This window comes from uncultured Marinobacter sp., assembly GCF_963974375.1.
Taxonomy (GTDB): Bacteria; Pseudomonadota; Gammaproteobacteria; order Pseudomonadales; family Oleiphilaceae; genus Marinobacter.
On the sequence record NZ_CAXBDN010000033.1, the window covers coordinates 1 to 22823 of the forward strand.

A 22823-nucleotide genomic window follows, 5' to 3' on the forward strand; every position below is an offset into this window, starting at 1 on the left:
TATCCATGTGTCTGAGCAGGGCCGGTTCGGGGTGACCCGGCTGGCAGCCCGGACCCGGGGGCAGCCGGCACTGGGCTATGTTGTGGATAATCGCTGGCTGGGCCAGTGTCTGATGGCCGGGTTACAGCAATCGGCTGGTATTGAATGGCTGGCGCCGGCAACGGTTGATCGGGTTGATCCGGTCAGTACCGGCGTCGATGTCAGCCTGACGGCCGCTGGACAAACACGACAGTTGCGGGCCCGTTGTCTGGTGGTGGCTGATGGCGGTCGTTCCGGTTTGCGGGAGCAGCTGGGCATTGCGACCAGTCGCCGTGATTACCATCAGGTTGCGCTGATCGCCAATGTGTCCACCGAGCGACCGCATCAGAACACCGCCTACGAGCGGTTTACCCCCAACGGCCCGATGGCGTTACTGCCGTTAGCCCAGGGTCCTGTGCCTGGCCACAGCTCTGCTCTGGTGTGGACCCTGACACCGCAGGCGCTGGACGAAGTGCTGGCACTTCCGCAGGAGCAGCAGTGCGCCCGGCTGCAGCAGGTCTTTGGCTGGCGGCTTGGGCGCATTACCCGTATCGGAGAAATCCACCATTATCCGCTGGCCCTGGTCACCGCCGATGAATGGGTGCGCCCCGGCATCGCGCTGGTGGGCAACGCTGCTCACAGTCTGCACCCGGTAGCGGGGCAGGGATTCAACCTGGCGTTGCGGGGGCTGACAGCCCTGGTGGAGGCGTTCCGGTTTGCCGCAGACAACGGCCAGTCGCCGGGGGATCTTCAGGTGCTGCAGCGGTATCGTCGCCAGCACTATGATGACCAGTTCCGCACCATTGCCTTTTCAGATTCCCTGGTGCGGGTGTTCGGTAGTGATTCGACAGCGCTGGCCATGGCCCGCAGCGCCGGCCTTGCCGGACTGGATGTAATGCCGGCCGCCAAGTCCTGGTTCGCCCGTCAGGCCATGGGTCTGGGCGGGCGCAAGGATGGTCGGAGCCAGGACAGCAGCGGCCAGGAAAGAGGAACATGGCAGTGACCGAATTCGATGTGGTGGTGGTTGGCGGAGGCATGACCGGCAGTGCGCTGGCCCTGGGAGCTGCCAGTCAAGGCTGGAAAGTTGCACTGGTGGAGTCGGCGCCTCTGGCCAGCCTGCAGGCTCCGTTGACCCCGGCGGTTACGGTTGATGATATCGAGCCCCGGGTCAGCGCGATCTCGGTGGCCAGCGAGCGCCTGCTGACGGAGCTTGGGGCCTGGCCCCGGGTGTTGCAGGGCCGGCACTGTGCCTATACCGCCATGGATGTCTGGGACGGCGACGGCACCGGGCGCATTCGTTTTTCTGCCAGCGAGCTCGGCGCGCCGGCGCTGGGCACCATCGTGGAGAACCGGGCCCTGGTCAAGGCGTTGTTCGATCAGTTGGCGGAGTCATCGGTGAGGTTGCTCGGTGACACCCGGGTAGATTCCCTGAGTCTGGTCGGTGAGGGTATTCATCGCGTTGTGCTGTCATCCGGCGAGTGTCTTCAAAGTCGTCTGGTGATTGCCGCCGATGGTGCCCGGTCACAGCTCAGGCAATGGGCCGGGTTACCCACCCGCGAATGGGATTACAACCAGCAGGCCATTGTCTGCACGGTTGCCACGGAACGTGCCCACGACGGTACGGCCTGGCAGCGATTCACGGAAACAGGCCCGCTGGCGTTCCTGCCCCTGGCGTCGCTGAAAGACGTTGATGGCGCCCGTGAACCCGGCGACAACCTGTGTTCCATTGTCTGGTCGCAGGATACCACCGAGGCCCGACGCCTGATGGCGCTGGATGACGACGCGTTCAGTGAGCAGCTGGCCGCCGCCTTTGAAGGCCGGCTGGGCGCGGTCACCCGGCTTTCCCGGCGGCATGTATTTCCGCTACGGCAACGCCATGCGAAAACCTATGTTCGTCCCGGTTTCGCGTTACTGGGCGATGCCGCCCACACCATACACCCGCTGGCGGGTCAGGGCGCCAACCTTGGTTATGGCGATGTCCGGGTGTTACTGGATGAGCTTGCAGTCGCCCGACAGCGTGCGCTGAATCCCGGCGATCTGCTTTTGCTGCAGCGCTACCAGCGTCGGCGCAAAGGTGAGAACCTGTCGATGATGGCCGCCATGGAGGGTTTCAGACAGCTGTTTGCCCGGGATGAGTTGCCACTGCGCTGGCTCCGTAATACCGGGATGCGCTGGCTGAACAGTGCGGGGCCCCTGAAGAATCGCATTGCAGCGCAAGCCATGGGGCTTTGACCGGTTCCATTTCCTGACCTTCAGATCTCAGTGAAACGCACCATAAAAAAAGGGCCTCCCGCGGGAGGCCCTTGTGGTTGGATCAGGGCAAACTCAGTAACCCATCTCTTCCTTCATTTCCTGATCAATCCAGATCCGCGAATAGATCGGGCCCGGACGAACCGCACCTACGCGCAGTTCACCATGGTAGTTCTTGACCCATGGCCACCAGGCGCTGTAACCCATCGGAGTGGGCAGGAACACGTGTGGCACCCGCTCTTCGATGATATAGCGGTTCAGATCCCGCAGAATACGCTGCTGTACTTCCGGGTCCCGCTCCTTGATTGCTTCATTGATCTGTTCATCAACAAAGGTATCGGCATGACGGTCCGGGTTCCAGGTCTGACCACCCAGGAACGACTTGCGGATCACCTGCAGCGGGTTACCGGCACCGTTGCTGATCATGTAGCCAGGTGCCTGGTTTTCATGACCCATCATTGAACGGTAGGCACCGTATTCCATGGCCTGGACTTCCATCTTGATGCCCACAGCCGAGTAGTAGGCTTCAAGCATATTCACCAGGTCCATGTGGTACGGGTTGCCGGAGAATACCTGCACGCGGAAGGTCAGGCCCTTGTCGTGTCCGGCCTCCTTGAGCAATTCCCTGGCCCGGTCCGGGTTATAGTCGAACAGTTCCTTGCCGCCGTCCCGCAGTTCCTCAACCGGCGTGTAATAGCCGGTCTGGTTAGAGGACATGGGGTATTCCAGCAGCACGCCACGACCATCCAGCAGCCCCTCGAGAATGGCCCGCTGATCCACCGCCAGGTTCATGGCCCGGCGCACGCGGACATCGTTAAACGGTGCTATGTCGTTTCGCAGTGACATATAGTGGCCGGAGGATTCAACCGCCTCACGCCAGACCAGTTCGGGTGCGCCGCGCTTGAGTTCATCCACAAACTGCCAGCGGATGGCTTCCATGATATCCACGCGGCCGGAGCGCAGGGCGGCAATGGCGCTGGATTCGTCTTTGATGATGCGGTAGGTGACCTTGTCGTTGAGCGGCAAATCGTAGGTTTTGCCATTCAGCTCAACCGTATCCCAGTGGTCGTCGTTGCGTTCGTAGACCTGGGCACTGCCACGCTCGACGGAGGTCAGCTTGTAGGCGCCGGTACCAGTGGCGTTTTTCCAGTCGCCCCGGCCTTCCGGATCCAGTGCATGCCACTCCGGTGGGGCGATGCCGTCAAAGTAACCCCAGGCCAGCCGGTAATGCCAGTTGGAGTGCCATTGGTTCAGGTGAAGCACCACGGTACGGTCATCTTTGGCTTCGAACTTGTCGATGAAGTCGTAGAATTCCGGCACCCGGCGTTCCGACTGCCAGATCTTCTCGAAGTGGTTGGTCACATCCGAGGCGACCAGCTTGCGCCTCTCCATCAGACCTTCCCGGGCGGGCCAGTACACGTCATCACGGAGGTGGAAGATGATTTGCAGCGGGTCTTCCTTGACTTCCCAGCTCTCGGCCAGGTCACCTTCCAGTTGCTCGTAGGGAATAAAGGCCTGATGGGTGAAGTTGTTGACGTTCTGGCCGCGGGGACCGTACTCGAGATTGCCTCGCAGCAGGTGATCGAAGAACAGACCGTCGTGACTGTTTTTCCAGTTCCAGGTGGCAGGATCCCAGGTTACTGCATCCAGGGTCCGGTAGACGGTGACGACGTTCAGTTCCCCGCCCGTCTGCACCTCTTCTGCCTGAAGTGAACCTGCCGCCATGGCGACGCCCAGGGCCCCTGCCAGCAGCAGTCTTTTGCCTGATTTTACGGCTTTCATTATTGCCTCTCCTCGGTAGGTCGAGCTTGTTGCGTCCGTTGCCCGGCCGCTTTTTGTTATCCGCTCCTCAGCGGTTGTTTTACTACCTTGTTTCTTCGCAACACCTCAGCCGGTTCTGGCCAGAGGTGCTTTCATCACGTCGTCGGCGTTCACATCGGACGCAGACGGGTCGTAAAGATGGCAGGCCACCTGATGGCCGGTTTCGGTTTCCATCAACACCGGCTTTTTCGCTGAGCATGCCTCGTGGGCATACTGACAGCGGGTGTGGAATGGACAGCCACTGGGCGGATTCATCGGGCTGGGGATTTCACCCTGCAGAGACCCGTCAAACTGGCGCTGGGTTTCGGCGTCCGGGTCGGGAATCGGGATCGCGGACATCAGCGCCTGGGTATAAGGGTGCTGGGGGTTGTCGTAAAGTGCGTCCCGAGTGGTGATTTCCACCACATGGCCCAGATACATCACCATGATCCGGTCGCAGATGTGCTTCACTACGGCCAGGTCGTGGGCGATAAACAGATAGGTCAGCCCAAACTCTTCCTGCAGGTCTTCCAGCAGGTTGATGACCTGAGCCTGAATAGACACATCGAGGGCGGACACCGGCTCGTCGCAGATGATCAGGTCCGGCTCTGCCGCCAGCGCCCGGGCAATACCGATGCGCTGCCGCTGACCGCCAGAGAACTGGTGCGGATAGCGGTTGGCCATGTTGGGATTGAGGCCGACCCGTTCCAGCAGGTCATGGACCCTGGCTTTGTATTCACCCTTGTTCTTGTGCAGACCGTGAATCAGTAGCGGTTCGCCCACGATATCCAGCACCCGCATGCGGGGGTCCAGGGCGCCGAACGGATCCTGGTAGACCATCTGCATCTTGCGCCGGAACTTGCGCATCTCCTTCTGATTGAGGGAAGTGAGGTCCGTGCCGTCCAGCACCACCTTGCCGGCGGTGGGTTCGACCATGCGCAGCACCCCGAGACCGGTGGTGGACTTGCCACACCCGCTTTCGCCCACCACCCCCAGGGTTTCACCCCGCCTGACCTGAAACGACACGCCGTCCACCGCCTTTACCGTGCCGGTGACCTTGTTACCCATCAACCCGCCGTACATCTTGAAGTGAATGGTCAGGTTCTGAACGTCCAGCAATACATCATGTTCAGGCATTGGCGTGCACCTCCTTCACATCAATCCAGCAGGCTTTCCAGTGCTCGCCCGCCACCTGGGTCAGCGGCGGCCGCTCTTCCCGGCACAGATCCCTGGCATAGGGGCAGCGGGGGTGGAAAGGACAGCCTTTGGGCAGGTTTGCCAGATCCGGTGGCTGGCCGTTGATCGGAATCAGCCGGCCACCCTTGGGCTGGTCGAGGCGGGGAATGGATGCCATCAGCCCCAGAGTGTAGGGGTGACGGGGATCCTTGAAGATTTCGGAAGAGGTACCCTGTTCCACAATCCGGCCGGCATACATGACGTTGATCCGGGTTGCGTACCGGGCGACAACACCCAGGTCATGGGTGATCAGGATCATGGACGAATTGTGTTCCCGGGTCAGATCCTTGAGCAGCTCCAGAATCTGGGCCTGAACCGTCACATCCAGGGCGGTGGTGGGTTCATCCGCAATGATCAGTTTCGGGGTGCAGGCCAGGCCCATGGCAATCATGGCCCGTTGGCGCATACCGCCGGACAGCTGATGGGGATAGGCGTCGAGACGGCTTTCCGGATCGGGAATCCGCACTTTGCGAAGCAGTTCGGCGCATTTTTCCCGCAGCGATCTGCGGCTGCCTTTGTTATGGACTTCCATGGGCTCCGACAACTGACGGCCAATGGTCAGCACCGGGTTCATGGAGGTCATGGGTTCCTGGAAAATCATGGCGATGTCACTGCCGCGCATCTGGCGGATTTCCTCATCGTTCATGGCCAGAATGTCCTTGCCATTGAACAGGATTTCGCCGTCGGTGATTTCGCCGGGAGGGCTTGGTATCAGGCGCAGGATGGACATGGCCGTGACACTTTTGCCGGAGCCGCTCTCCCCTACGATGGCGAGAGTCTCGCCACGACGAACATCAAAGGTGACGCCATCAACAGCGGTCACCACACGTCCATCCTGATTGAACCGTGTTTTCAGTCCGTTGACCCTCAGCAACACGTCGTCGCCAGCTTCCGGGGTTCCGGTTTTCGATTCTGGTGCCAGTGGTTCTGCAAGCAAGGTCTGAATCTCCGCTGGATACGCCTTCCGGCCATGCCGGAAGGCTGGTCTTGTTGTTATTTTTGTGGGGCTGCCGGCTTTTTGCTGACTTTGGCAATATACCGTCCGGTACCTCCACGCATTCTCGGATCAAGCAGGTCCCGCAGTGCATCGCCGAACATGTTGATACCGAACACTGCAATGGCCAGTGCCAGACCCGGCATGATGGCCAGCCAGGGAGCAACAAACATGTAGCTGCGTCCGTCGAGGCTCAGCATGCCGCCCCAGCTCGGTGCGGGAGGTGGTATGCCCAGCCCCAGAAAGCTGAGGCCGGATTCCGCCAGAATCACCGCGGCCAGCCGGGTGGTGTAAAGCACGATAATGGGCGGCATCACATTGGGCAGAATGTGGCGCCACAGAATCCAGGTGGTGGAGGCTCCCATGGACTTGGCGGCGTGCACATACACGTTTTCCTTGGCGGTCAGTACCGCGCCACGGACGATCCGCGAGCCTGATATGCCAAACAGCAGGCCCAGGATGATGATCACCTGCCAGGTCCCCGGGCCGAGCACCGAGACTGCCACAATCAGGATGATCAGATCCGGGAAACACATCCAGCCGTCTACCAGGCGTTGGGTCGTCATATCGGTGCGCCCCCCGGCATAGCCACTGATCAGGCCGATAAGCACGGAAATCACAATGGACAGGGTTGGGTGCAATGACGTCGGCAAAAATACCTGTCAGCAACAGCAGCAGGCAGATGATGGCGCCAAATGCGCCCAGGGGCCGTTCGGTGAACAGCCGGAAGAAAAACTCCACCAGCCGGTTGCGGTATCTCAGCGCCATTTTCGGGGCCGCAACGGCAACCGTGGGCTGGACCCCGGCCGGTGCCTGCTGTTCACGGGCATGGTTTTCAGCCGGTGGCTGGTCGCTTTCATTGCTCATTGAAGACCTTGTAACCGGGTTTGTATTAGCCGTCATAGCGCACCTTCGGATCCAGCAGGCCGTAACACATATCAACCAGCAGGTTGACGATCATGACCACCACACCGGTAATCAGGAAAATACCGGTGATAATGGGGTAGTCCCTGGTGCTGACGGACTGCAGCAGCAGTTCGCCCAGCCCGGGCAGCCGGAAGATCTGTTCAATGATGACGGTGCCTCCAAAGAGGATGGGAACCAGAATGCCCACCAGGGTAATGACCGGTATCAGGGCGTTCTTGACGGCGTGGCGGATCACCACGGTGCGCTCCGGCAGGCCTTTGGCCCAGGCCGTACGGATATAATCCTGACGCAAAACCTCCAGCATCATGGTGCGGGTCATTCGCATGATGACCGCTGATAGCGAGGCCCCGAGCACTACGCTTGGCAGCAGCAGAACCTTCAGATTTTCAATGGGATCCTGGAAAAACGGCACGATATCATTGGGCGGCGACCAGCCCCACCACATGGCCGGGAGTATCACCACCATGGTGCCCAGCCAGAAATTGGGAATGGCCAGGGCAATGATCGAGAAGGTTCGCCCGACATTGTCGCCCCAGGTTTCCTGGCGCACCGCCGAATAGATACCGATGGGAATGGCGATGGTGAGGGCGACGATCAGCGACAGTATGCCCAGCTCCAGCGTGACCGGCATACGGTCGGCAATTTCCTGGGTCACCGGCGTGTTTCGCCAGAGGGAATTGCCGAGATCACCGGTCAGGGCGTTCCCTGCCCAGGAGAGGTACTGCATGTAGATGGGCTGATCGAGCCCGAGTACTTTTTCCAGTTCTGCCCGGGTGTCATGCCCGGTGGAGGCATAGTCATTCTCACTCAGCATCAGATCCAGGACATCGCCTGGAATCAGCCGGACAACGGAAAAGACGATAATACTGGCGACAATCAGGGTGGGTATCAGCGCCAGTAACCGCCTGAAAAAATAATTTCCCATGGCGATATCCTAGCGATGTGGCGGGTTAAGAATGTGCTGCCCGGAGGGTGAACAGGGGTGACAGGCATAGGTCTGCGCCATATGCAACTCCTCATGATTGTTATTATTAGTCAGGTCGTGCTTCGGTGCTCTGCTGTACCTTCATAATTAGATTCGACACCGCTCCCTGTCAAGGAACTGCACAGTTATTGTGATTAAATTTGAGGCGAATCGCTGAATCGTCCAAATAAAATAGTATAAATTACAGTTAGTTATGGTTGTGGCTTAAGGTGGTTCTGGGGGCGGGGGTATTTGCAGGCTGGTAATTGCACCCCCAAGGCAGGCCGGAAGCAATGCCGTAGGCGCTGAATTGAATGGATTCAAAAGGTTAGCGCAGGGGACCGGATATCTCAGAGAATGGTCAAAATTTGTGCCAGTCGAGAATGGCTTGCTGAACGGACTCGTGTCGCTGCAGGTCCAGGTGGCCGAGGCCGTGGAATTGGCGACGGCTGATGTCGACTTCGCCGGCCAGCCGTGGACTCAGGGCACTTTGCGGAAGAACCAGACCGTCTCCCAGCAACCGTGAAACCGGCTTGTCCGGCTCATCGAGGCTGCCAGCCACCATCAGGTAGCGGGCGCCAGGCACCGGCAACACCAGGCCTGGCGCAAAGGTTTCCGTGTCATCCATGTGTCTGCCCAGCCGGTCGTCAGCACGCAGACTGCCGTACCTGAGATCCTTGATGCCGGCACTGCGGCGACGCCCTGCCATGGCGAACGGGGTCGTATAGGGGGTCAGGTTCATCACATGGCTGGCCCAGTTACCTGCCAGCTCCAGTCTTGCCCCCTGGTGGGGTGCACCCAGACAGGCTACCTCACGCACCAGCGTGGGCCAGGTCAGACCCAGCTCGATCGCCTGATGACAGGCACTGAGAATCAACAGCCCTCCCATGCTGTGGCCGGTCAGGTGCAGGCTTTGCAGGGGGGCCGGGTAATGGTCAGCCAGATACTGGAGTTGCCAGGCCAGCGCCAGCCCGTTCTCATGTATTGGCAGGCCGCTGTTGTAGCGAAGTTCCAGCGCGGTGGCACCCAGTGACTCCAGAGCCCTGGCGTAACTGTCTGGCTCTGCACTGCGCCAGCTAAGGTCGGTCATGCTCAGGCCATGGACCAGCAGGCAGAGGTGGGGTGAGGCCAGTGGTAACTGCTGATCGAGGCGGTCGAGATCGAGTTCGGCGCCGTCACGGCAGAAGTGAACGCCAAGGTCCCAGGGGTGCCCGGTTTCGCGGAAGTGGTCGCCGAAGGCGCCGTTGAGAGCACCCATCAGGTTCAGCTGCCAGGGCTGGATGGCTGCGCCGTTTTCTGTGGCCGCTTGCGCCTGCCAGCGTTCGCTGAGGGTCAGCGTCCGGTCGAGAGCGGTCACGGTGATGCCGGTAATGGCGCGGATGTTGCGATACACCATTCCGGTGATCAGTGGCACCTGAGATGGCACTGGCGCTGCCCTGGACACCGTATCAAGAATCGCCTGGTGGACACCCTCTACAATATGGCTGGTACCCTGAATAGCTTCTTTTGTGCCCCGCAGGGCGCCCCGGGTAAACCGTGATCCTGATGCCATGGTAGTGTCTCGTCCGGATAAGCCGGCGTGTCAGCGAACTGAAGCTCCATCATACAGCCGGCTGACCAGCACCGGTACTGCTGTTTCCACCCGCAGAATACGGGGGCCAAGATGGACGGCCTGACAGCCGGCGGACACCAGCATGTCCACTTCGTAGGGAATAAACCCTCCCTCCGGACCGATGCACAGGGTGGCCGGATGGTCGATGTGAACCGGGCAGGGGCTGGCGGTTCCCGGATGGGCAACCAGCCCCGGCCTTGCCCTCAGCAGGGTTGGCAATTCGTCTTCTACGAAGGGCTTGAATCGTTTGCGGATATGAACCCTGGGCATCACCGTGTCCCGGGCCTGTTCGAGGCCAAGGGTCAGGTTCTCGGTCAGCGGCAGGTCACCCAGCCAGGGGGTTTGCCAGAAACTCTTTTCCACCTTGTAGGCGTTGATCAGCCAGATATCCTTTACCCCGAGACCCGCGAGCGTCTGCAGGACTCTTCGAAGCATCTTTGGTCTTGGCATCGCCAGCACCACCGACAGTGGCAGGGCGGCGGGCGGCTCCCGGTCCAGGGTGAAGGACAGCTCTGCCGCCGTGCTGGTCAGCGAGAGCAGGGTGCCGGTGCCGATCCGGCCATTCAGCAGTCCCACGGTGAGCGTGTCGCCCTCGGTGGCCTTCAATACGGTGGTGAGGTGGTCGCGGCGGCGTCCGGTCAGCCGGGCACTGCCAGGACCGGTAAGGTCCTGTTCACTCAGCAATGCCAGATTCATGACGGATCTGCAGGGTATTCTTCATCGTCGCGGCTGCGGGCGTGGCGCTGGGCCACATAGCCAAACAGAATGCCCAGCTCGAACAGGATCCACATAGGCACCGCCAGCAGAGTCTGGGAAATGATGTCGGGAGGAGTCAGCATCATGCCGATGATAAAGCAGCCAACCACCACGTAGGGGCGCTTTGCCGCCAGATCCTGTGGCGTGGTGACGCCCGACAGGATCAGCAGGATGGTGGCAATGGGAATCTCGAAGGCAACTCCGAAGGCAAAGAACATCTTCAGCACGAAATTAAGGTAACTGCTGATGTCCGGCAACTCGACAATGCCTTCCGGGCCAATGGCGGTAAAAAAGCCGAACACCAGCGGGAACACCACGTAGTAAGCGAAAGCCGCTCCCAGGTAGAACAGCAGCACCGAGGTGACCAGCAATGGAAATGCCAGCTTTTTTTCGTGGGCATACAGGCCGGGGGCGATAAAACTCCACAGCTGGTAGAGAATGACCGGGATTGCGGCGAACACCGCCAGCACCAGGGCCAGCTTCAGGGGCGCGAAAAAAGGTGAGGTAATGTCGGTGGCGATCATCATCTGACCCACCGGCAGCAGTTCACGCAGCGGCTCGGACAACCACAGGTAGAGTTCGTTGGCAAAGGGATAAATCGCTGCAAAGCAGATAACCACCGCGATGACCATTTTCAGCAGGCGGTTACGCAGTTCCAGCAGATGCTCGATCAACGGCATCTCATTGTGTTCCGGTGAAACAGGGGGTCTACCCGGGGTGGCTGCACTCATCAAGGCTTATTCCGGTTTTTTCAGGCTGTCGGCGTCAGCCCCCACGGGTTGGGCCTCGGTGCTCGTCGCCTGCTGATGTGGTGCCGGCGTGGTGGTGGCCGGCGGCTGATCCGGGGCATCGGTTGCCGCCTGATCACGGGAAGCAGGTGCCGGCTCAGGGGGCGTGACCTTGCCATCGGGCAGGATCATGTTCTCGTATTTGCGGGCTTCCTCAAGGGCACTGCGCACGTTCTTCTGCACATCTTCAAGCCCCAGGTCGCCACCGGCCTTGCGAAGTTCCTGCCGTAATTCGTCGGCCTTGAGCTGACGATCCAGCTCGCCGCTGAACTGACTCACCATGCGGCGGGCACTGCCGACCCAACGGCCAGCAGTACGCGCTGCCACCGGCAGACGTTCCGGACCCAGGATCAGCAGTGCAATCACGGCACAGATGATCAGTTCGAGGAAACCGATATCGAACATAGGTTGGCGGCTCAGCTACGGCTTTTTTCTTCGGCTTTTTCGGCGGCACCGGCTTCGTAAACCGTGTCGTCCTTTTTACCTTCGATAGCGTCGCTGTCTGCTGTTTTACCGGTCTCTTCATCGCCCATGGATTTTTTGAAGCCACGGATGGCCCCACCAAGGTCGGTGCCGATGTTGCGCAGTTTCTTGGTTCCGAATAACAGCACGACGATGCCCAGAACGATGAGAAGTTGCCAGATACTGATACCCATTACAGAACCCCTTGTGTGTCTCTATGATCTATATTGTACGCCAATGGCGCGGTTAACCGAATACCCTATTTGCGGGCCGCTTTCTCTTCCAGCCCGGACAGATCAAAGCGCCGGCTCAGTTCCTGAAGAATATCATCCGGCCCCAGGTCAAACCGTGACAGCATGACCAGAGTGTGGAACCACAAATCTGCGGTCTCGTAAATCAGTTCATCAGCCTTGCCGGAATGCTCGGCATCCTTGGCGGCGATCAGGGTTTCGGTGCACTCTTCCCCGACCTTTTCCAGAATCTTGTTCAACCCCTTGGCGTGCAGGCTGGCCACGTAGGACGTGTCCGGATCTGCTGCCTTGCGGGCCTCCAGTACCTGGGCAAGCTGGCGCAGTGTGTCACTCATGGCTGTGGCCTCCGTATATCGTGTCCGGATCTTTGAGCACGGGATCTCTGGCCACCCATTGTCCGTCGTCCAGTACCCGGTAAAAGCAGCTGCGACGACCGGTATGACAGGCAATACCACCACGCTGTTCCACTTTCAGCAAAATCACGTCTTCGTCGCAGTCCAGACGGATTTCCAGCACCCGCTGCTCATGACCGGAGGTCTCACCCTTGCGCCATAGTTTGCCGCGGGAGCGTGACCAGTAAATGGCCTGTTGCTCCTGTGCGGTCAGCGCCAGCGACTCCCGGTTCATCCAGGCCATCATCAGAATATCGCCCGTGGCGGCGTCCTGGGCGATGGCCGGTATCAGGCCATCCGGATTCCAGCGAATGGCGTCAAGCCAGTCAGTGGTTGTCACCTTAGGGGGTGAATCTTGCATTTGTGTGAATCCGTATCATCTGAATGTCATTTTCTGCCAGGTTTCAGCACCAGCCAGCCAGCCAACGCCAGCAAAGCCCAGCCATAATGAGGCATATTCTGTGCCAGCGGCACCAGTTTTTCTTCAGCTCCCAGCCAGGCCAGGGCCGCCAGGCTCAGGGCGCCGAGGGTAAGGCGCCAGCGCCGGTCAGCGTGTCGCTGGGCCAGTTCGGCGGTGATGGCTGCCTGCCTGTCGCCCCGGTCCGGAGCACCGGCATTGCGTAATTGCACCAGCGTATCATGAACCAGCTGGGGCATCTCCGGCGATTGCTCCAGCCAGGAGGGTAACCGGGTTTGCAGGGTGCGCAACAACCCGCTGGGCCCGATGCGTTTTCGCATCCAGTTCTCCAGATAGGGCTGGGCGGTGCTCCACAGGTCCAGCTCGGGATAGAGCTGGCGGCCCAGGCCCTCCACATTGAGCAGGGTTTTCTGCAGCAACACCAGTTGTGGCTGTACTTCCATATTGAAGCGTCGTGCAGTCTGGAACAGACGCAGCAGGAAGTGGCCGAACGAGATGTCCTTCAGCGGACGTTCAAAAATGGGCTCGCACACGGTGCGGATGGCGGCCTCGAATTCGTTGACCCGGGTTTCCGGCGGCACCCAGCCGGACTGGATATGCAGCTCGGCCACCTGGCGATAGTCACGGCGGAAGAACGCCAGCAGATTTCTGGCCAGATAACTGAGATCGTCCGGCGCAAGCGTGCCCACAATGCCGAAATCGATGGCAATGTAACGGGGATCCGCCGGATTGCTGGCATCCACGAAAATATTGCCGGGATGCATGTCGGCGTGAAAGAAGCTGTCCCGGAACACCTGGGTGAAGAAAATTTCGACGCCTTTTTCCGCCAGAACTTTCAGGTCTACCCCGGCGGCGCGCAGCGACTCGATGTCCGCAATGGGAATGCCGCTGATCCGCTCCATCACCAGTACGCGTTTGGTGGTGTGATCCCAGTCGATGGCAGGAATATAGATCAGTGGCGAGTTGTTGAAATTGCGTCGCAGCTGGCTGGCATTGGCGGCTTCCCGTTGCAGGTCCAGCTCGTCATAGATGGTGGTCTGATAGTCTTCCACCACCTCTACCGGGTGCAGGCGGCGACCCTCGGACCAGTATCGCTCCAGCAGGCGGGCCATCATGAACATCAATGCCAGGTCCTGGCGGATCACCCGATCGATGCCGGGACGGATCACCTTGACCACTACCTTGCGGCCATTGGGCATGGTCGCGGCGTGGACCTGGGCCACGGAGGCGGAGGCCAGGGGATCCCGGGAGAACTCGGCGAACAGTTCGGTGACCGGGCGGCCGAGGGAATCTTCAATGATCTGCCGGGCGGTCGCACTGGCAAACGGCGGCACGTTGTCCTGCAGACGCCGCAGGGATTCCGCCATGTCATCCGGCAGCAGGTCCCGGCGGGTGGACAGAATCTGGCCAAACTTGACGAACACCGGTCCCAGTTCTTCCAGTGCCAGCCGCAAACGGTCACCGCGGTCGAGGGAGCCTTTCGGAAACAGGTGCCAGGGGGCGAACAGGAAAAACAGCTTCAGCGGGGCGGGTAGCTCGGCCATGGGCAGGAAGATGTCGAGCCTGTACTTGCAGAAAACCCAGGCGATGCGGACAAGGCGTTGCAGGCGAGTCACTGGGGATCATCCTCCGGCGCTGTCTGCTCACTGCGGCTGGTGGCAACCTGCTCCAGACGGTCGACCCGGGCTGACAGGCGTTCGGCACCCAGGGTCAGGTCGTCAATGGCAGTAAAGGTAGCCTCAAGTTCACGGCGGCCTGGTAACAGCCGGGTTTCTTCATGGATGTATTCTTCGAGGCTATTGGTGAGAGACCTGAAGGCTTCCCGGCTCCAGCGAACGCTGCTGCGGAGGCGACGACCAATCAGGTGGGCGGCAAGGTCCCCGGTGTAACGGGCCAGTGCCGCTTCCCAGTCCGGGTCCAGTTGCGCCAGGGCACGCTGGAACTGGTGGGCCAGGTTGGTATCGCCGGCAATCTGCAGGCGGCCGTCCTGGATAGCATGGTCATCACCCAGTGCCAGGGCTACCATGGCCAGTGGCCGGCCGCGGATGGTAAGGCTGGCCTGGTAATCCTCGACCCCGGAAACGCGCACCCCGTTGCGGGTGCCCTGCAGACAGATGGGCATGGCCATCGGCTCACTGACTACAAAGCATACCGGCCCTGACAGTGCCTGCAACAAATCGCGGCGGCCGGCAGGATCCAGCGCCAGCGCCTGATTGATGGCCAGCTCCAGGGTCCCGGTGATGGCCGCGTGCAGGGTCGGTGTGCGTGACATCAGGCCTTGATTCCCGAGTGCAGCGCCACAATGCCGCCGGTCATGTTGTAGTAGCGGCAGTTACTGAGCCCGGCCTGTTCCATCATGCCTTTCAGGGTGTCCTGATCCGGGTGCATGCGAATCGACTCGGCCAGGTAGCGATAACTTTCGGCATCACCGGCAAACAGCTTACCCATGAACGGCAGGGCGCTGAACGAATACATGTCGTAGGCCTTGCTCAGCAGCGGGTTGGTGGGTTTGGAGAACTCCAGTACCAGCAGTTTGCCGCCGGGTTTGAGCACCCGGGTCATATCCCGCAACGCCTGATCCTTGTCGGTGACGTTGCGCAGACCAAAGGCGATGCTGACGGCGTTGAAGCTGTTATCCGGGAAGGGCAGGTGCTCAGCATCGGCCTGCACATACTCGATGTTACTGGCATAGCCCCGGTCAATCAGCCGGTCACGACCCACTTCGAGCATGGAGGCATTGATATCCGCCAGCACCACCTTGCCGGCAGGGCCCACCAGATCTGAGAACTTCATGGTCAGGTCACCGGTGCCGCCGGCGATATCCAGCACCTTGTGGCCGGGACGTACACCACTGAGCTCAATGGTGAAACGCTTCCACAACCGGTGGATACCCATGGACATCAGATCGTTCATCAGATCGTATTTACCCGCCACCGAGTGGAAAACGTCTGCCACCTGGCTGGCCTTCTCGCTGCGCGGGACCTGACGGAAACCGAAATCGGTGGTTTCGTCCGGTCTGGATGACGTGTTCTGGTCGCTCATGGTGCTGTCCTGTCAGAATCTGAGCCCCGTATTCTAGGGAACCTGCCGGCAAGTCTAAAGTTTTTTAGGTGTTTACTCATGTGCGGTCACGGTTATCCGCAGCCGGGGAACAAATTGCCGGGTTAGGATATCAGGCTGGCGGGCGGCGAAGTCCCATCGTAAACTGGCACGCTGATTGACCGGCCTCATGCCATAACAGGGGGCCAGTATTTTTTTGATTGCTACCCCGGAGAGGATTGCCCATGTCATCCATTGAGGTTCGTCGTACCCATTCGCTGGATCAGAGTCACGCCCGGGACGCCGCCGAGGAACTGGCGAAAGATCTGTCGCAGAAATTTGATGTGGATTACCACTGGGAAGGCGATCTGCTGCGCTTTCATCGTTCCGGGGTCAAGGGGCAGCTGGATATCTCACCGGAGGACATCCATGTTCATCTGGAACTGGGCATGATGCTGCGTCCGTTCCGGTCACGCATTGAAGACGAGATTCACAGTCAGCTCGACAAGATTATCGGCAAGGCCTGACGTTTGTACTCGGACGGGACTCTGACCTGCGTCAACCAGCGTCGCCGATCGGATCCAGCGCGGTCAGGTCGGGAAGCCAGCTGACGTCATCGAGGGTAATGAAGTGACTCGGTGACTGGGTCTCAATAATGGCCATGCGGCCACCGTTCTCCTGGGCGCTGGCCACCATGGCCGCGCGATCCAGAATCCTGTCGATACCCGGAATCAGAAAGCTGCCGTGGCTGATGTGCTGGTAGACGTCGGTGCTGGTGTGTTCCATCCAGTCGAGCACGTCTTCCAGATTGCGCACAATGGTCAGGTGATCCCGGGTGGCATAGAACAACTTGCCCAATAACAGTTTCTTGCGGGGATTCATGCGCCCGAAAAAGGTCTGGCCGTAAACCGAGGAGGGCGCGCTGTTGATGAGCCGGACTACCCAGGGCCACATACCGTGACTGACCGGCTCGAGCATCATGGTGACCAGGGCATGAATCCTGCCCTGGGGCAGGGCCGGCGCCTCCAGCACAATTTCCACATCACGGTACAGTTCCGGCTTGCGGGCAATGGCCTCAAGAATCACGGCACCGCCCCGGGAATGGCCATGAACCCGGATACGATCCGTAGTCGGCAGGTGGCCGATGGCCTGATTCAGAATTTCTGCGTCGTAGGCGACGGTGCCTTCCAGTTCGTCGATGTCTTCCAGCCACAACGGCAGTTCGGGGGTGACCCCGTTCACCGGGATATGGTAATTGCTGCAGGTCAGCAGGATCAGCTCGGTGTTGGGTGACTCGTAGGCTTCGGTAAAATAGCAGTGGTTTTCAAGAAAACCGTGTACGCCAATCACCGTGTGCTGGGCGGTACCGCTGTGGTTACGAACCGATACCGCACCTTCACCTACCCTGTATACCCGGCCAGAGAACATCTCGGAATAGGCGCTCTCGATGGGTTTGATCAGTTTTCGGAGGTGGCTGGGTTTCATGGTAACGGCTCCTGCGGGCACCTTATCAGCACAATTCAGTGCAATTTATAAAGAAGATGCCCGGTTGTCCTGTGAGTATACGTCCACCGGCGCGGTTCAGTGCAAGTCGGAAGAGGCCCATCGTGAACCTGTTCCCGCTATCAGATGACGAAATCGCAATGGTGGAGAGGCCGGGGCCGCTCTGGCACAATGTCCGGTCTGGCCTGTGAGATCCTCTTACACCGTACCGGGACATCAACCTTGAGTGATAGGGAACGCCATCGACTACTGCCTATGGATTCGGCCTGGCTGGCGCTTGAAAGCCCCAGGAATCCGTTAACCATAACGGTGTTGATGCGGGTTGAATGCCTGACTGAACCGGCTTTCCGCGACTTCCTGGAACGCTACTGGCTGGCCTGGGACCGCTTTCGCAGGCGCCCCGTCGAACATACCGTCGGCTGGTGCTGGGAGGAAAGCGAACAGTTCAGTCTGGATGATCACCTGACCTGCATCGATCAGCCGTTTACCCCCGCACAACTGCAGAACTGGGTGTCCGCCCGCCTCAACCAGCCATTATCGCCGAACCTGCCGCGCTGGCATTTCTGGATACTGCCTCACGCCGAGGGTGGGGCTGCGGTGTTGCTGAGGGTCCATCACTGTTACGCCGATGGCATGTCGTTGCTGGGCATGTTTGATCGGATCTGCACCCGCAAGCCGGATCAGCTGCCACAGGATTTCGGCTACCAGGACCATCCCCTGAAAGGGCAGTGGTCACAGTGGATGACCGCCTCTCTCGATGTATTGCAGCGAGGGCTGTCGGGACCGCGTCAGCAGGGTGGTGCGTTTCCTGAAAAGAACGACGAGGTGGATGAGTTTGAGCCCAGGGTACCGGGCCCTGCCGAGCTCTGGACCATGAACGGACTCAGGTTCATCAACGAAGTGACCGGTATGATCACCGAGCCGGAAGATTCACCGTCAGCCCTGAAGCGTTCTTTGCTGGGACGCCGTCACTGTCGCTGGTCATCACCGGTAAAACTGGCCCGTTTTCACCGGGTGGCCAAAGTCCGGGGCTGCAGCATCAATGATGTGCTGCTGAGCTGTGTGGCAGCCGCCATGAGGGGCTCCATGGAGCTCAGCGGTTCCCGTCTGAATCAAGCCACGGTCCATGCGGCGGTGCCGGTGGATATCCGCAGACACCTGCCCGTTACCCTGCGCCCGGCGGGCAACAGCCCCGGCAATTTTTTCGGCACTGTGTTCGTGCCCATGCCGGTGGATGCCGGTTTTCCACTGGAGCGACTCTATCGCATCAAGCATGAAACCCGGCGCCTGAAACGCAGCTGGCAGCCGGCACTGGCCTGGGGGCTTAGCGGGCTGGCATCGATACTGCCGGGCCCTTTGCGTCAGCCCATTGCCGATCTGTTCTTTCGCAAAGCCACGGCGGTGGTCTCCAATGTGCCAGGAACCCGCGAGCCCCGGTACCTGGCGGGCTGCCGGGTCAATGAACAGATGTTCTGGGTACCCCAGGCCGGAGAAGTGGGCCTCGGGGTGAGCATTGTCAGCTACAACGGCCAGGTACAGTTCGGAGTAGTGGCAGATGAGGCGGTGTTACCTGATCCGGACCGCTTCCTGACCCTGTGCCTGGATGAACTGGCACTGCTTACCGATACCCCGGCCTGACCATTTCGTTCCTGCAGCCCCGTGACAGTGTTCGGTCCTTAACTCGTCTACACTGGAACAACAATGCAAAGACACGCCCGATGCGCAGTATGCGAGACCCGCCATGACGACGCTCCTTTCAGAACCTGAGAATTCTTTGTCCAGATCCGGCAGTGCGGTAGCGGTTGCCTCGTCCCGGCACCGGGATCCCCGCCTGGCAGCTGGCGAACTGGCTGCCGCCCTGAGACATGACACCCTGGGCAGTGTGCTGTTTTTCTGCTCTGCCGAATACGATCTGGAGGCATTGGGGCCAGCGCTGCAGCAGGCCTTCGGGCCGGTGACCGTTTGCGGTTGTACCTCCGCCGGCGAGATCACACCACAGGGCTATGAGCGGGGTTCCATCACCGCCATTGGCTTTGACAGGCGCTGGTTTGCGGTCAGCAGTGCGCTGATCCGTGAACTGGATGATTTCTCGCTACAGGATGCCCAGGGGGTGATTGACCGCCTGTTGGCAGACTGTCGCCGCGGCCTGGCCCCGGTGCGGGACAACACCTTTGCCATGACCCTGCTGGATGGCTTGTCGAGCCGGGAGGAGCTGGTGCTGGCGACCCTGAATGCCGCTCTGGGTGCGATTCCGCAGTTTGGTGGCTCGGCCGGTGACGATGAGCGTCTGGCCAATACCCATGTGTACCATGAGGGCCGCTTTTATGCCCGCTCTGCGGTCGTGCTGCTGGTGAATACCCCCCTGAGTTTCCAGGTTTTTTCCACCCATCACCTGGAGCCGGCCGAGGGCAAGCTGGTGGTGACGGCGGCCGACAGCGAGACCCGTACCGTCCATGAACTCAATGCAGAGCCCGCTGCGGCGGCCTATGCCCGGGCCATCGGCGTGGCCGAATCAGACCTGAGCCGGGATCTGTTCGCGTTACGGCCAATGGCGGTGTGTATCGGCGGTCAGTACTTCGCCCGTTCAGTGCAGCGGGTAAACGGGGATGGCAGCCTTACCTTTTACTGTGCGGTGGAAACCGGCATCGTGCTGACGCCCATGAAGCCGGGATCACTGCAGCAAAATCTGCGTCAACGTCTGGAGGCGGCCGAGGCTGAAGTGGGGGAACCGCTGATCACCATCGGCTGCGACTGTTTCCTGCGCCGCCTGGAGGCGGAAGTACTGGGCCAGGCAGACACGGTATCGCGCTTTCTGCAGGACCATCGGGTCACCGGTTTCAATACCTACGGCGAGCAGTTCCAGGGCGTGCATCTGAACCAGACTTTTACCGGGGTGGTCATCGGTGCGCCCAAAACAGCCGGCGAACCTGAGGCTGGCGATGACGGCAGGGGGCGGCCGTGACTGTGCCGGCACAACCATCACACGGGGAAATCGAGCTGGCCGCCAGGGTGACCCGGCTGGAGCAGGAAAATGCGCGCCTGTGCAAGATCCGGGATGCCCTGATCAGTCATGTGGAGTCCGGCTCCGCCCGGACGCCGGATCCTTACGCGATTTTCGAGCATTCAGTGGTGCTTGCCGAGCAGGTTCGGGAGCGTACGGAAGCGCTCAATCAGGCCATGGACGATCTGCGGGAGAGCAATCAGGCGCTTGAGTCGGCCCGTCGGGAGGCGGAGCAGGCGAATCATTCGAAATCCCGCTTTCTGGCAGCGGTCAGTCACGATCTGCTGCAGCCACTGAACGCCGCACGGCTGTTCACCGGCTCGCTGCAGGCACAACCTCTTGAGCCGCGGGCGGCCGAACTTGCCCATTCCCTGGGCGCCTCCCTTGAGGCGGTGGAGCATCTGCTGGGTACCCTGGTGGACATCTCCCGCCTGGACGCAGGAGTCATTACGCCGGATCTGTCGTCGTTTGCCGTGCAGGACCTGCTGGATACGCTGGCCACTGAATTCGGGCAGTTGGCGGCCGCCGAAGGTCTGGGGTTTCGCTACGCTCCGGTCCCTGCGCGGGTGGTGACAGATTCCCACTTACTGGCAAGAATTCTGCGCAATTTCTTTACCAACGCGGTGCGGTACACGGCTGCTGGAGAAGTGATGCTGGCCTGCCGTCGCCGTGGTGACCGCCTGCTGATTCAGGTCTGGGATACCGGTCCGGGGATGGACGAGGATACCCTGGCCCGGGTCTTTCAGGAGTTTCACCGCGGTGCCACCGCCAGGATTCACCATGACCGGGGGCTCGGCCTCGGGCTGGCGATTGTCGAGCGGGTTGCGGGGCTGCTGGATCACCCGGTTTCGGTTCGCTCCCGGGTCGGGCGTGGTTCGGTGTTTTCGGTGGCGGTGCCGCTGGGACACTAACGGTCTTTGCGGTTGCTTTCGGTCAGTTGTTCGCCGGCGGCAATAACGGCCTGAACCCGGTTATTGACCCCCAGTTTGCCAAGAATGGCAGAAACGTGGGTTTTGACCGTGGTTTCGGTAATGTTGAGCTGATACGCAATCTGCTTGTTGGACTCCCCCAGTGCCATCCGTTCCAGCACTCGCCGCTGACGTTCGGTCAGTGATTGCAGGGCTTCTTCCGGTATCCGCGTTGTCTGTGGGGCCGGACCTGCCGCAGAGGGTGTGCCCCGGATAATATCCGGTGGCAGGTAGATATTTCCGGCCAGCACCTGGATCAGCGCCTGGCGCATCCGTTCCCGCGGTGACGATTTGGTGATAAATCCGGTAGCGCCTTCCTGAATCGACTGCAACACCAGTTGCTTGTCCTCTTCCGCAGAAATCATCACCACCGCCACCTCGGGTGCCTGGCGCCGAACCTGCCGCAAGCCTTCCAGCCCGGCCATGCCCGGCATGTTCAGATCCAGCAGAATCAGGTCCAGCTGCGGATGGGCGGCAATCGCTGCCAGAGTAGAGGCGAGACTGTCGGCCTCGGTCAGCGTGCTGCCGGGTAATTCCATGGCAATAACATGAGCCATGGCCTCCCGGAACAGCGGGTGATCATCAGCAATCAGAATATGGGGTGCCGGTGTCATGGCTGGGTCTCGGCCTTATTGTTGTCATTCGCAGAGCTTGTTACCCAAGAGTAACGGGTTTTTTCAGGTATGGGCAGACCTTGAGGTGCGAAGGGTCTACGACCAAAGAAGTAGGTCATGCAAGGCCAAGGAACCATACCCGGTGGCGGCCATCGCGACTAACGTTATATCAGATTCCTGAAGCATTACCCACGACACGATTACGCACGAAACCATAACAAAGACAACAAGGTTAACATCATGATCTACGCACAACCCGGAAAAGACGGTTCGGTGGTCTCCTACAAGACCAGATATGAAAACTATATCGGCGGTGAATGGGTCGCCCCGGTCAAAGGGCAGTATTTCGACAATATCACCCCGGTCAACGGAGAGGTGATCTGCAAAATCCCGCGCTCCACCGAGGAGGACATTGATCTGGCGCTGGATGCTGCCCACAAGGCCGCTCCGGCCTGGGGCAAAACCTCTACCACCGAACGTTCCAACATCCTGCTGCGAATCGCCGACCGCATGGAGCAGAACCTGGAAATGCTGGCGGTGGCGGAAACCTGGGACAACGGCAAGGCCGTCCGGGAAACCCTGAACGCCGACATTCCACTGGCAGTGGATCACTTCCGCTATTTTGCCGGTTGCATCCGCGCCCAGGAAGACACCTCCAGCGCCATCGACAACAACACCGTGGCCTATCATTACCATGAGCCGCTGGGTGTGGTTGGCCAGATCATCCCCTGGAACTTCCCGATACTGATGGCAGTCTGGAAGCTGGCGCCCTGTCTGGCGGCCGGCAACTGCACCGTCATGAAACCGGCCGAGCAGACCCCCGCCAGTAT

25 protein-coding genes are annotated in these 22823 nt (G+C 60.1%); 8 read left to right on the top strand and 17 right to left on the bottom strand.

The window, feature by feature from the left end; translation table 11 throughout:
• The coding region (ubiH, locus tag AAC035_RS04635; protein ID WP_339800542.1) for a 2-octaprenyl-6-methoxyphenyl hydroxylase at positions 1-1021 on the top strand (1021 nt) is incomplete at its 5' end.
• Positions 1012-2250 carry a UbiH/UbiF/VisC/COQ6 family ubiquinone biosynthesis hydroxylase gene (locus tag AAC035_RS04640; RefSeq protein WP_339800545.1) on the top strand — a complete coding sequence of 413 codons (1239 nt, stop codon included), beginning with the start codon at positions 1012-1014 and terminating at the stop codon, positions 2248-2250. The genes ubiH and AAC035_RS04640, both read left to right, overlap by 10 nt.
• Before the next feature lie 93 nt (positions 2251-2343).
• Here AAC035_RS04640 and AAC035_RS04645 read toward each other — a convergent pair whose 3' ends face one another.
• The 4 genes from AAC035_RS04645 to AAC035_RS04660 form a co-directional block, all read right to left on the bottom strand.
• The gene (locus AAC035_RS04645; protein ID WP_339800548.1) at positions 2344-4050 is read right to left on the bottom strand and encodes an ABC transporter substrate-binding protein; all 1707 of its coding nucleotides are present in this window, start codon (positions 4048-4050) and stop codon (positions 2344-2346) included.
• A gap of 105 nt (positions 4051-4155) precedes the next feature.
• Positions 4156-5205, bottom strand: a complete 1050-nt coding sequence (locus AAC035_RS04650; RefSeq protein WP_339800551.1) for a dipeptide ABC transporter ATP-binding protein — start codon at positions 5203-5205, stop codon at positions 4156-4158.
• Positions 5198-6241, bottom strand: coding sequence for an ABC transporter ATP-binding protein (locus AAC035_RS04655; RefSeq protein WP_339800554.1), 1044 nt, complete (start codon positions 6239-6241; stop codon positions 5198-5200). Before AAC035_RS04655 ends, AAC035_RS04650 begins: the two co-directional genes overlap by 8 nt.
• Positions 6242-6297: 56 nt before the next feature.
• On the bottom strand, positions 6298-6918 hold the full coding sequence (locus tag AAC035_RS04660; RefSeq protein ID WP_339800604.1) for an ABC transporter permease: 621 nt from the start codon (positions 6916-6918) through the stop codon (positions 6298-6300).
• A gap of 1 nt (position 6919) precedes the next feature.
• Here AAC035_RS04660 and AAC035_RS04665 point away from each other — a divergent pair, with 1 nt between their 5' ends.
• Positions 6920-7168: a hypothetical protein gene (locus AAC035_RS04665; RefSeq protein ID WP_339800607.1), complete on the top strand. Its 249-nt coding sequence runs from the start codon at positions 6920-6922 to the stop codon at positions 7166-7168.
• 22 nt (positions 7169-7190) lie between these two features.
• Here the strand turns inward: AAC035_RS04665 and AAC035_RS04670 are convergent, their stop codons facing one another.
• The 11 genes from AAC035_RS04670 to ubiE form a co-directional block, all read right to left on the bottom strand.
• A complete protein-coding gene (locus AAC035_RS04670; RefSeq protein ID WP_339800557.1) occupies positions 7191-8150 on the bottom strand; it encodes an ABC transporter permease in 960 nt (319 codons plus the stop codon).
• Between the two features lie 400 nt (positions 8151-8550).
• Entirely contained in the window at positions 8551-9741 is a 1191-nt protein-coding gene (locus AAC035_RS04675; protein WP_339800559.1) for a hypothetical protein, read from the bottom strand.
• A 30-nt stretch (positions 9742-9771) separates the two neighbouring features.
• Positions 9772-10497 (bottom strand): 16S rRNA (uracil(1498)-N(3))-methyltransferase, encoded by a 726-nt coding sequence (locus tag AAC035_RS04680; RefSeq protein WP_339800561.1) that lies wholly within the window; start codon positions 10495-10497, stop codon positions 9772-9774.
• Positions 10494-11288 carry a twin-arginine translocase subunit TatC gene (gene tatC, locus AAC035_RS04685; protein ID WP_339800564.1) on the bottom strand — a complete coding sequence of 265 codons (795 nt, stop codon included), beginning with the start codon at positions 11286-11288 and terminating at the stop codon, positions 10494-10496. The genes AAC035_RS04680 and tatC overlap by 4 nt, the downstream gene beginning before the upstream one ends.
• Positions 11289-11294: 6 nt before the next feature.
• Positions 11295-11750, bottom strand: a complete 456-nt coding sequence (gene tatB, locus AAC035_RS04690; protein ID WP_339800567.1) for a Sec-independent protein translocase protein TatB — start codon at positions 11748-11750, stop codon at positions 11295-11297.
• A gap of 11 nt (positions 11751-11761) precedes the next feature.
• Complete coding sequence (gene tatA / locus AAC035_RS04695; protein ID WP_339800569.1) at positions 11762-12001, bottom strand: twin-arginine translocase TatA/TatE family subunit; 240 nt, start codon at positions 11999-12001, stop codon at positions 11762-11764.
• A gap of 65 nt (positions 12002-12066) precedes the next feature.
• Positions 12067-12393 carry a phosphoribosyl-ATP diphosphatase gene (locus AAC035_RS04700; RefSeq protein ID WP_339800572.1) on the bottom strand — a complete coding sequence of 109 codons (327 nt, stop codon included), beginning with the start codon at positions 12391-12393 and terminating at the stop codon, positions 12067-12069.
• Positions 12386-12811, bottom strand: coding sequence for a phosphoribosyl-AMP cyclohydrolase (gene hisI / locus AAC035_RS04705; protein WP_339800575.1), 426 nt, complete (start codon positions 12809-12811; stop codon positions 12386-12388). Before hisI ends, AAC035_RS04700 begins: the two co-directional genes overlap by 8 nt.
• Before the next feature lie 26 nt (positions 12812-12837).
• Complete coding sequence (ubiB, locus tag AAC035_RS04710) at positions 12838-14484, bottom strand: ubiquinone biosynthesis regulatory protein kinase UbiB (protein ID WP_339800578.1); 1647 nt, start codon at positions 14482-14484, stop codon at positions 12838-12840.
• A complete protein-coding gene (locus AAC035_RS04715; protein WP_339800580.1) occupies positions 14481-15140 on the bottom strand; it encodes an SCP2 sterol-binding domain-containing protein in 660 nt (219 codons plus the stop codon). The genes ubiB and AAC035_RS04715 overlap by 4 nt, the downstream gene beginning before the upstream one ends.
• Positions 15140-15910, bottom strand: a complete 771-nt coding sequence (gene ubiE / locus AAC035_RS04720; RefSeq protein ID WP_339800583.1) for a bifunctional demethylmenaquinone methyltransferase/2-methoxy-6-polyprenyl-1,4-benzoquinol methylase UbiE — start codon at positions 15908-15910, stop codon at positions 15140-15142. Before ubiE ends, AAC035_RS04715 begins: the two co-directional genes overlap by 1 nt.
• Before the next feature lie 242 nt (positions 15911-16152).
• On the opposite strand from ubiE, the gene AAC035_RS04725 reads away from it, so the two are divergent.
• Positions 16153-16434: a polyhydroxyalkanoic acid system family protein gene (locus AAC035_RS04725; RefSeq protein ID WP_339800585.1), complete on the top strand. Its 282-nt coding sequence runs from the start codon at positions 16153-16155 to the stop codon at positions 16432-16434.
• A gap of 31 nt (positions 16435-16465) precedes the next feature.
• Here AAC035_RS04725 and AAC035_RS04730 read toward each other — a convergent pair whose 3' ends face one another.
• Positions 16466-17392 carry an alpha/beta hydrolase gene (locus AAC035_RS04730; RefSeq protein ID WP_339800588.1) on the bottom strand — a complete coding sequence of 309 codons (927 nt, stop codon included), beginning with the start codon at positions 17390-17392 and terminating at the stop codon, positions 16466-16468.
• 240 nt (positions 17393-17632) lie between these two features.
• Between AAC035_RS04730 and AAC035_RS04735 the strand changes: the two genes are divergently transcribed.
• The 3 genes from AAC035_RS04735 to AAC035_RS04745 all read left to right on the top strand — a co-directional run bounded on the left by AAC035_RS04735 (position 17633) and on the right by AAC035_RS04745 (position 21322).
• The gene (locus AAC035_RS04735; RefSeq protein WP_339800589.1) at positions 17633-19048 is read left to right on the top strand and encodes a WS/DGAT domain-containing protein; all 1416 of its coding nucleotides are present in this window, start codon (positions 17633-17635) and stop codon (positions 19046-19048) included.
• A gap of 136 nt (positions 19049-19184) precedes the next feature.
• Positions 19185-20372: a nitric oxide-sensing protein NosP gene (gene nosP / locus AAC035_RS04740; RefSeq protein WP_339800592.1), complete on the top strand. Its 1188-nt coding sequence runs from the start codon at positions 19185-19187 to the stop codon at positions 20370-20372.
• Positions 20369-21322, top strand: coding sequence for a HAMP domain-containing sensor histidine kinase (locus tag AAC035_RS04745; RefSeq protein ID WP_339800595.1), 954 nt, complete (start codon positions 20369-20371; stop codon positions 21320-21322). The genes nosP and AAC035_RS04745 overlap by 4 nt, the downstream gene beginning before the upstream one ends.
• On the opposite strand, the gene AAC035_RS04750 is transcribed toward AAC035_RS04745, so the two are convergent.
• Positions 21319-21993 (bottom strand): response regulator transcription factor, encoded by a 675-nt coding sequence (locus AAC035_RS04750; protein ID WP_339800598.1) that lies wholly within the window; start codon positions 21991-21993, stop codon positions 21319-21321. The genes AAC035_RS04745 and AAC035_RS04750 overlap by 4 nt on opposite strands.
• A 240-nt stretch (positions 21994-22233) precedes the next feature.
• Between AAC035_RS04750 and AAC035_RS04755 the strand changes: the two genes are divergently transcribed.
• A partial coding sequence (locus AAC035_RS04755) for an aldehyde dehydrogenase family protein (protein WP_339800601.1) occupies positions 22234-22823 on the top strand: 590 nt, incomplete at its 3' end.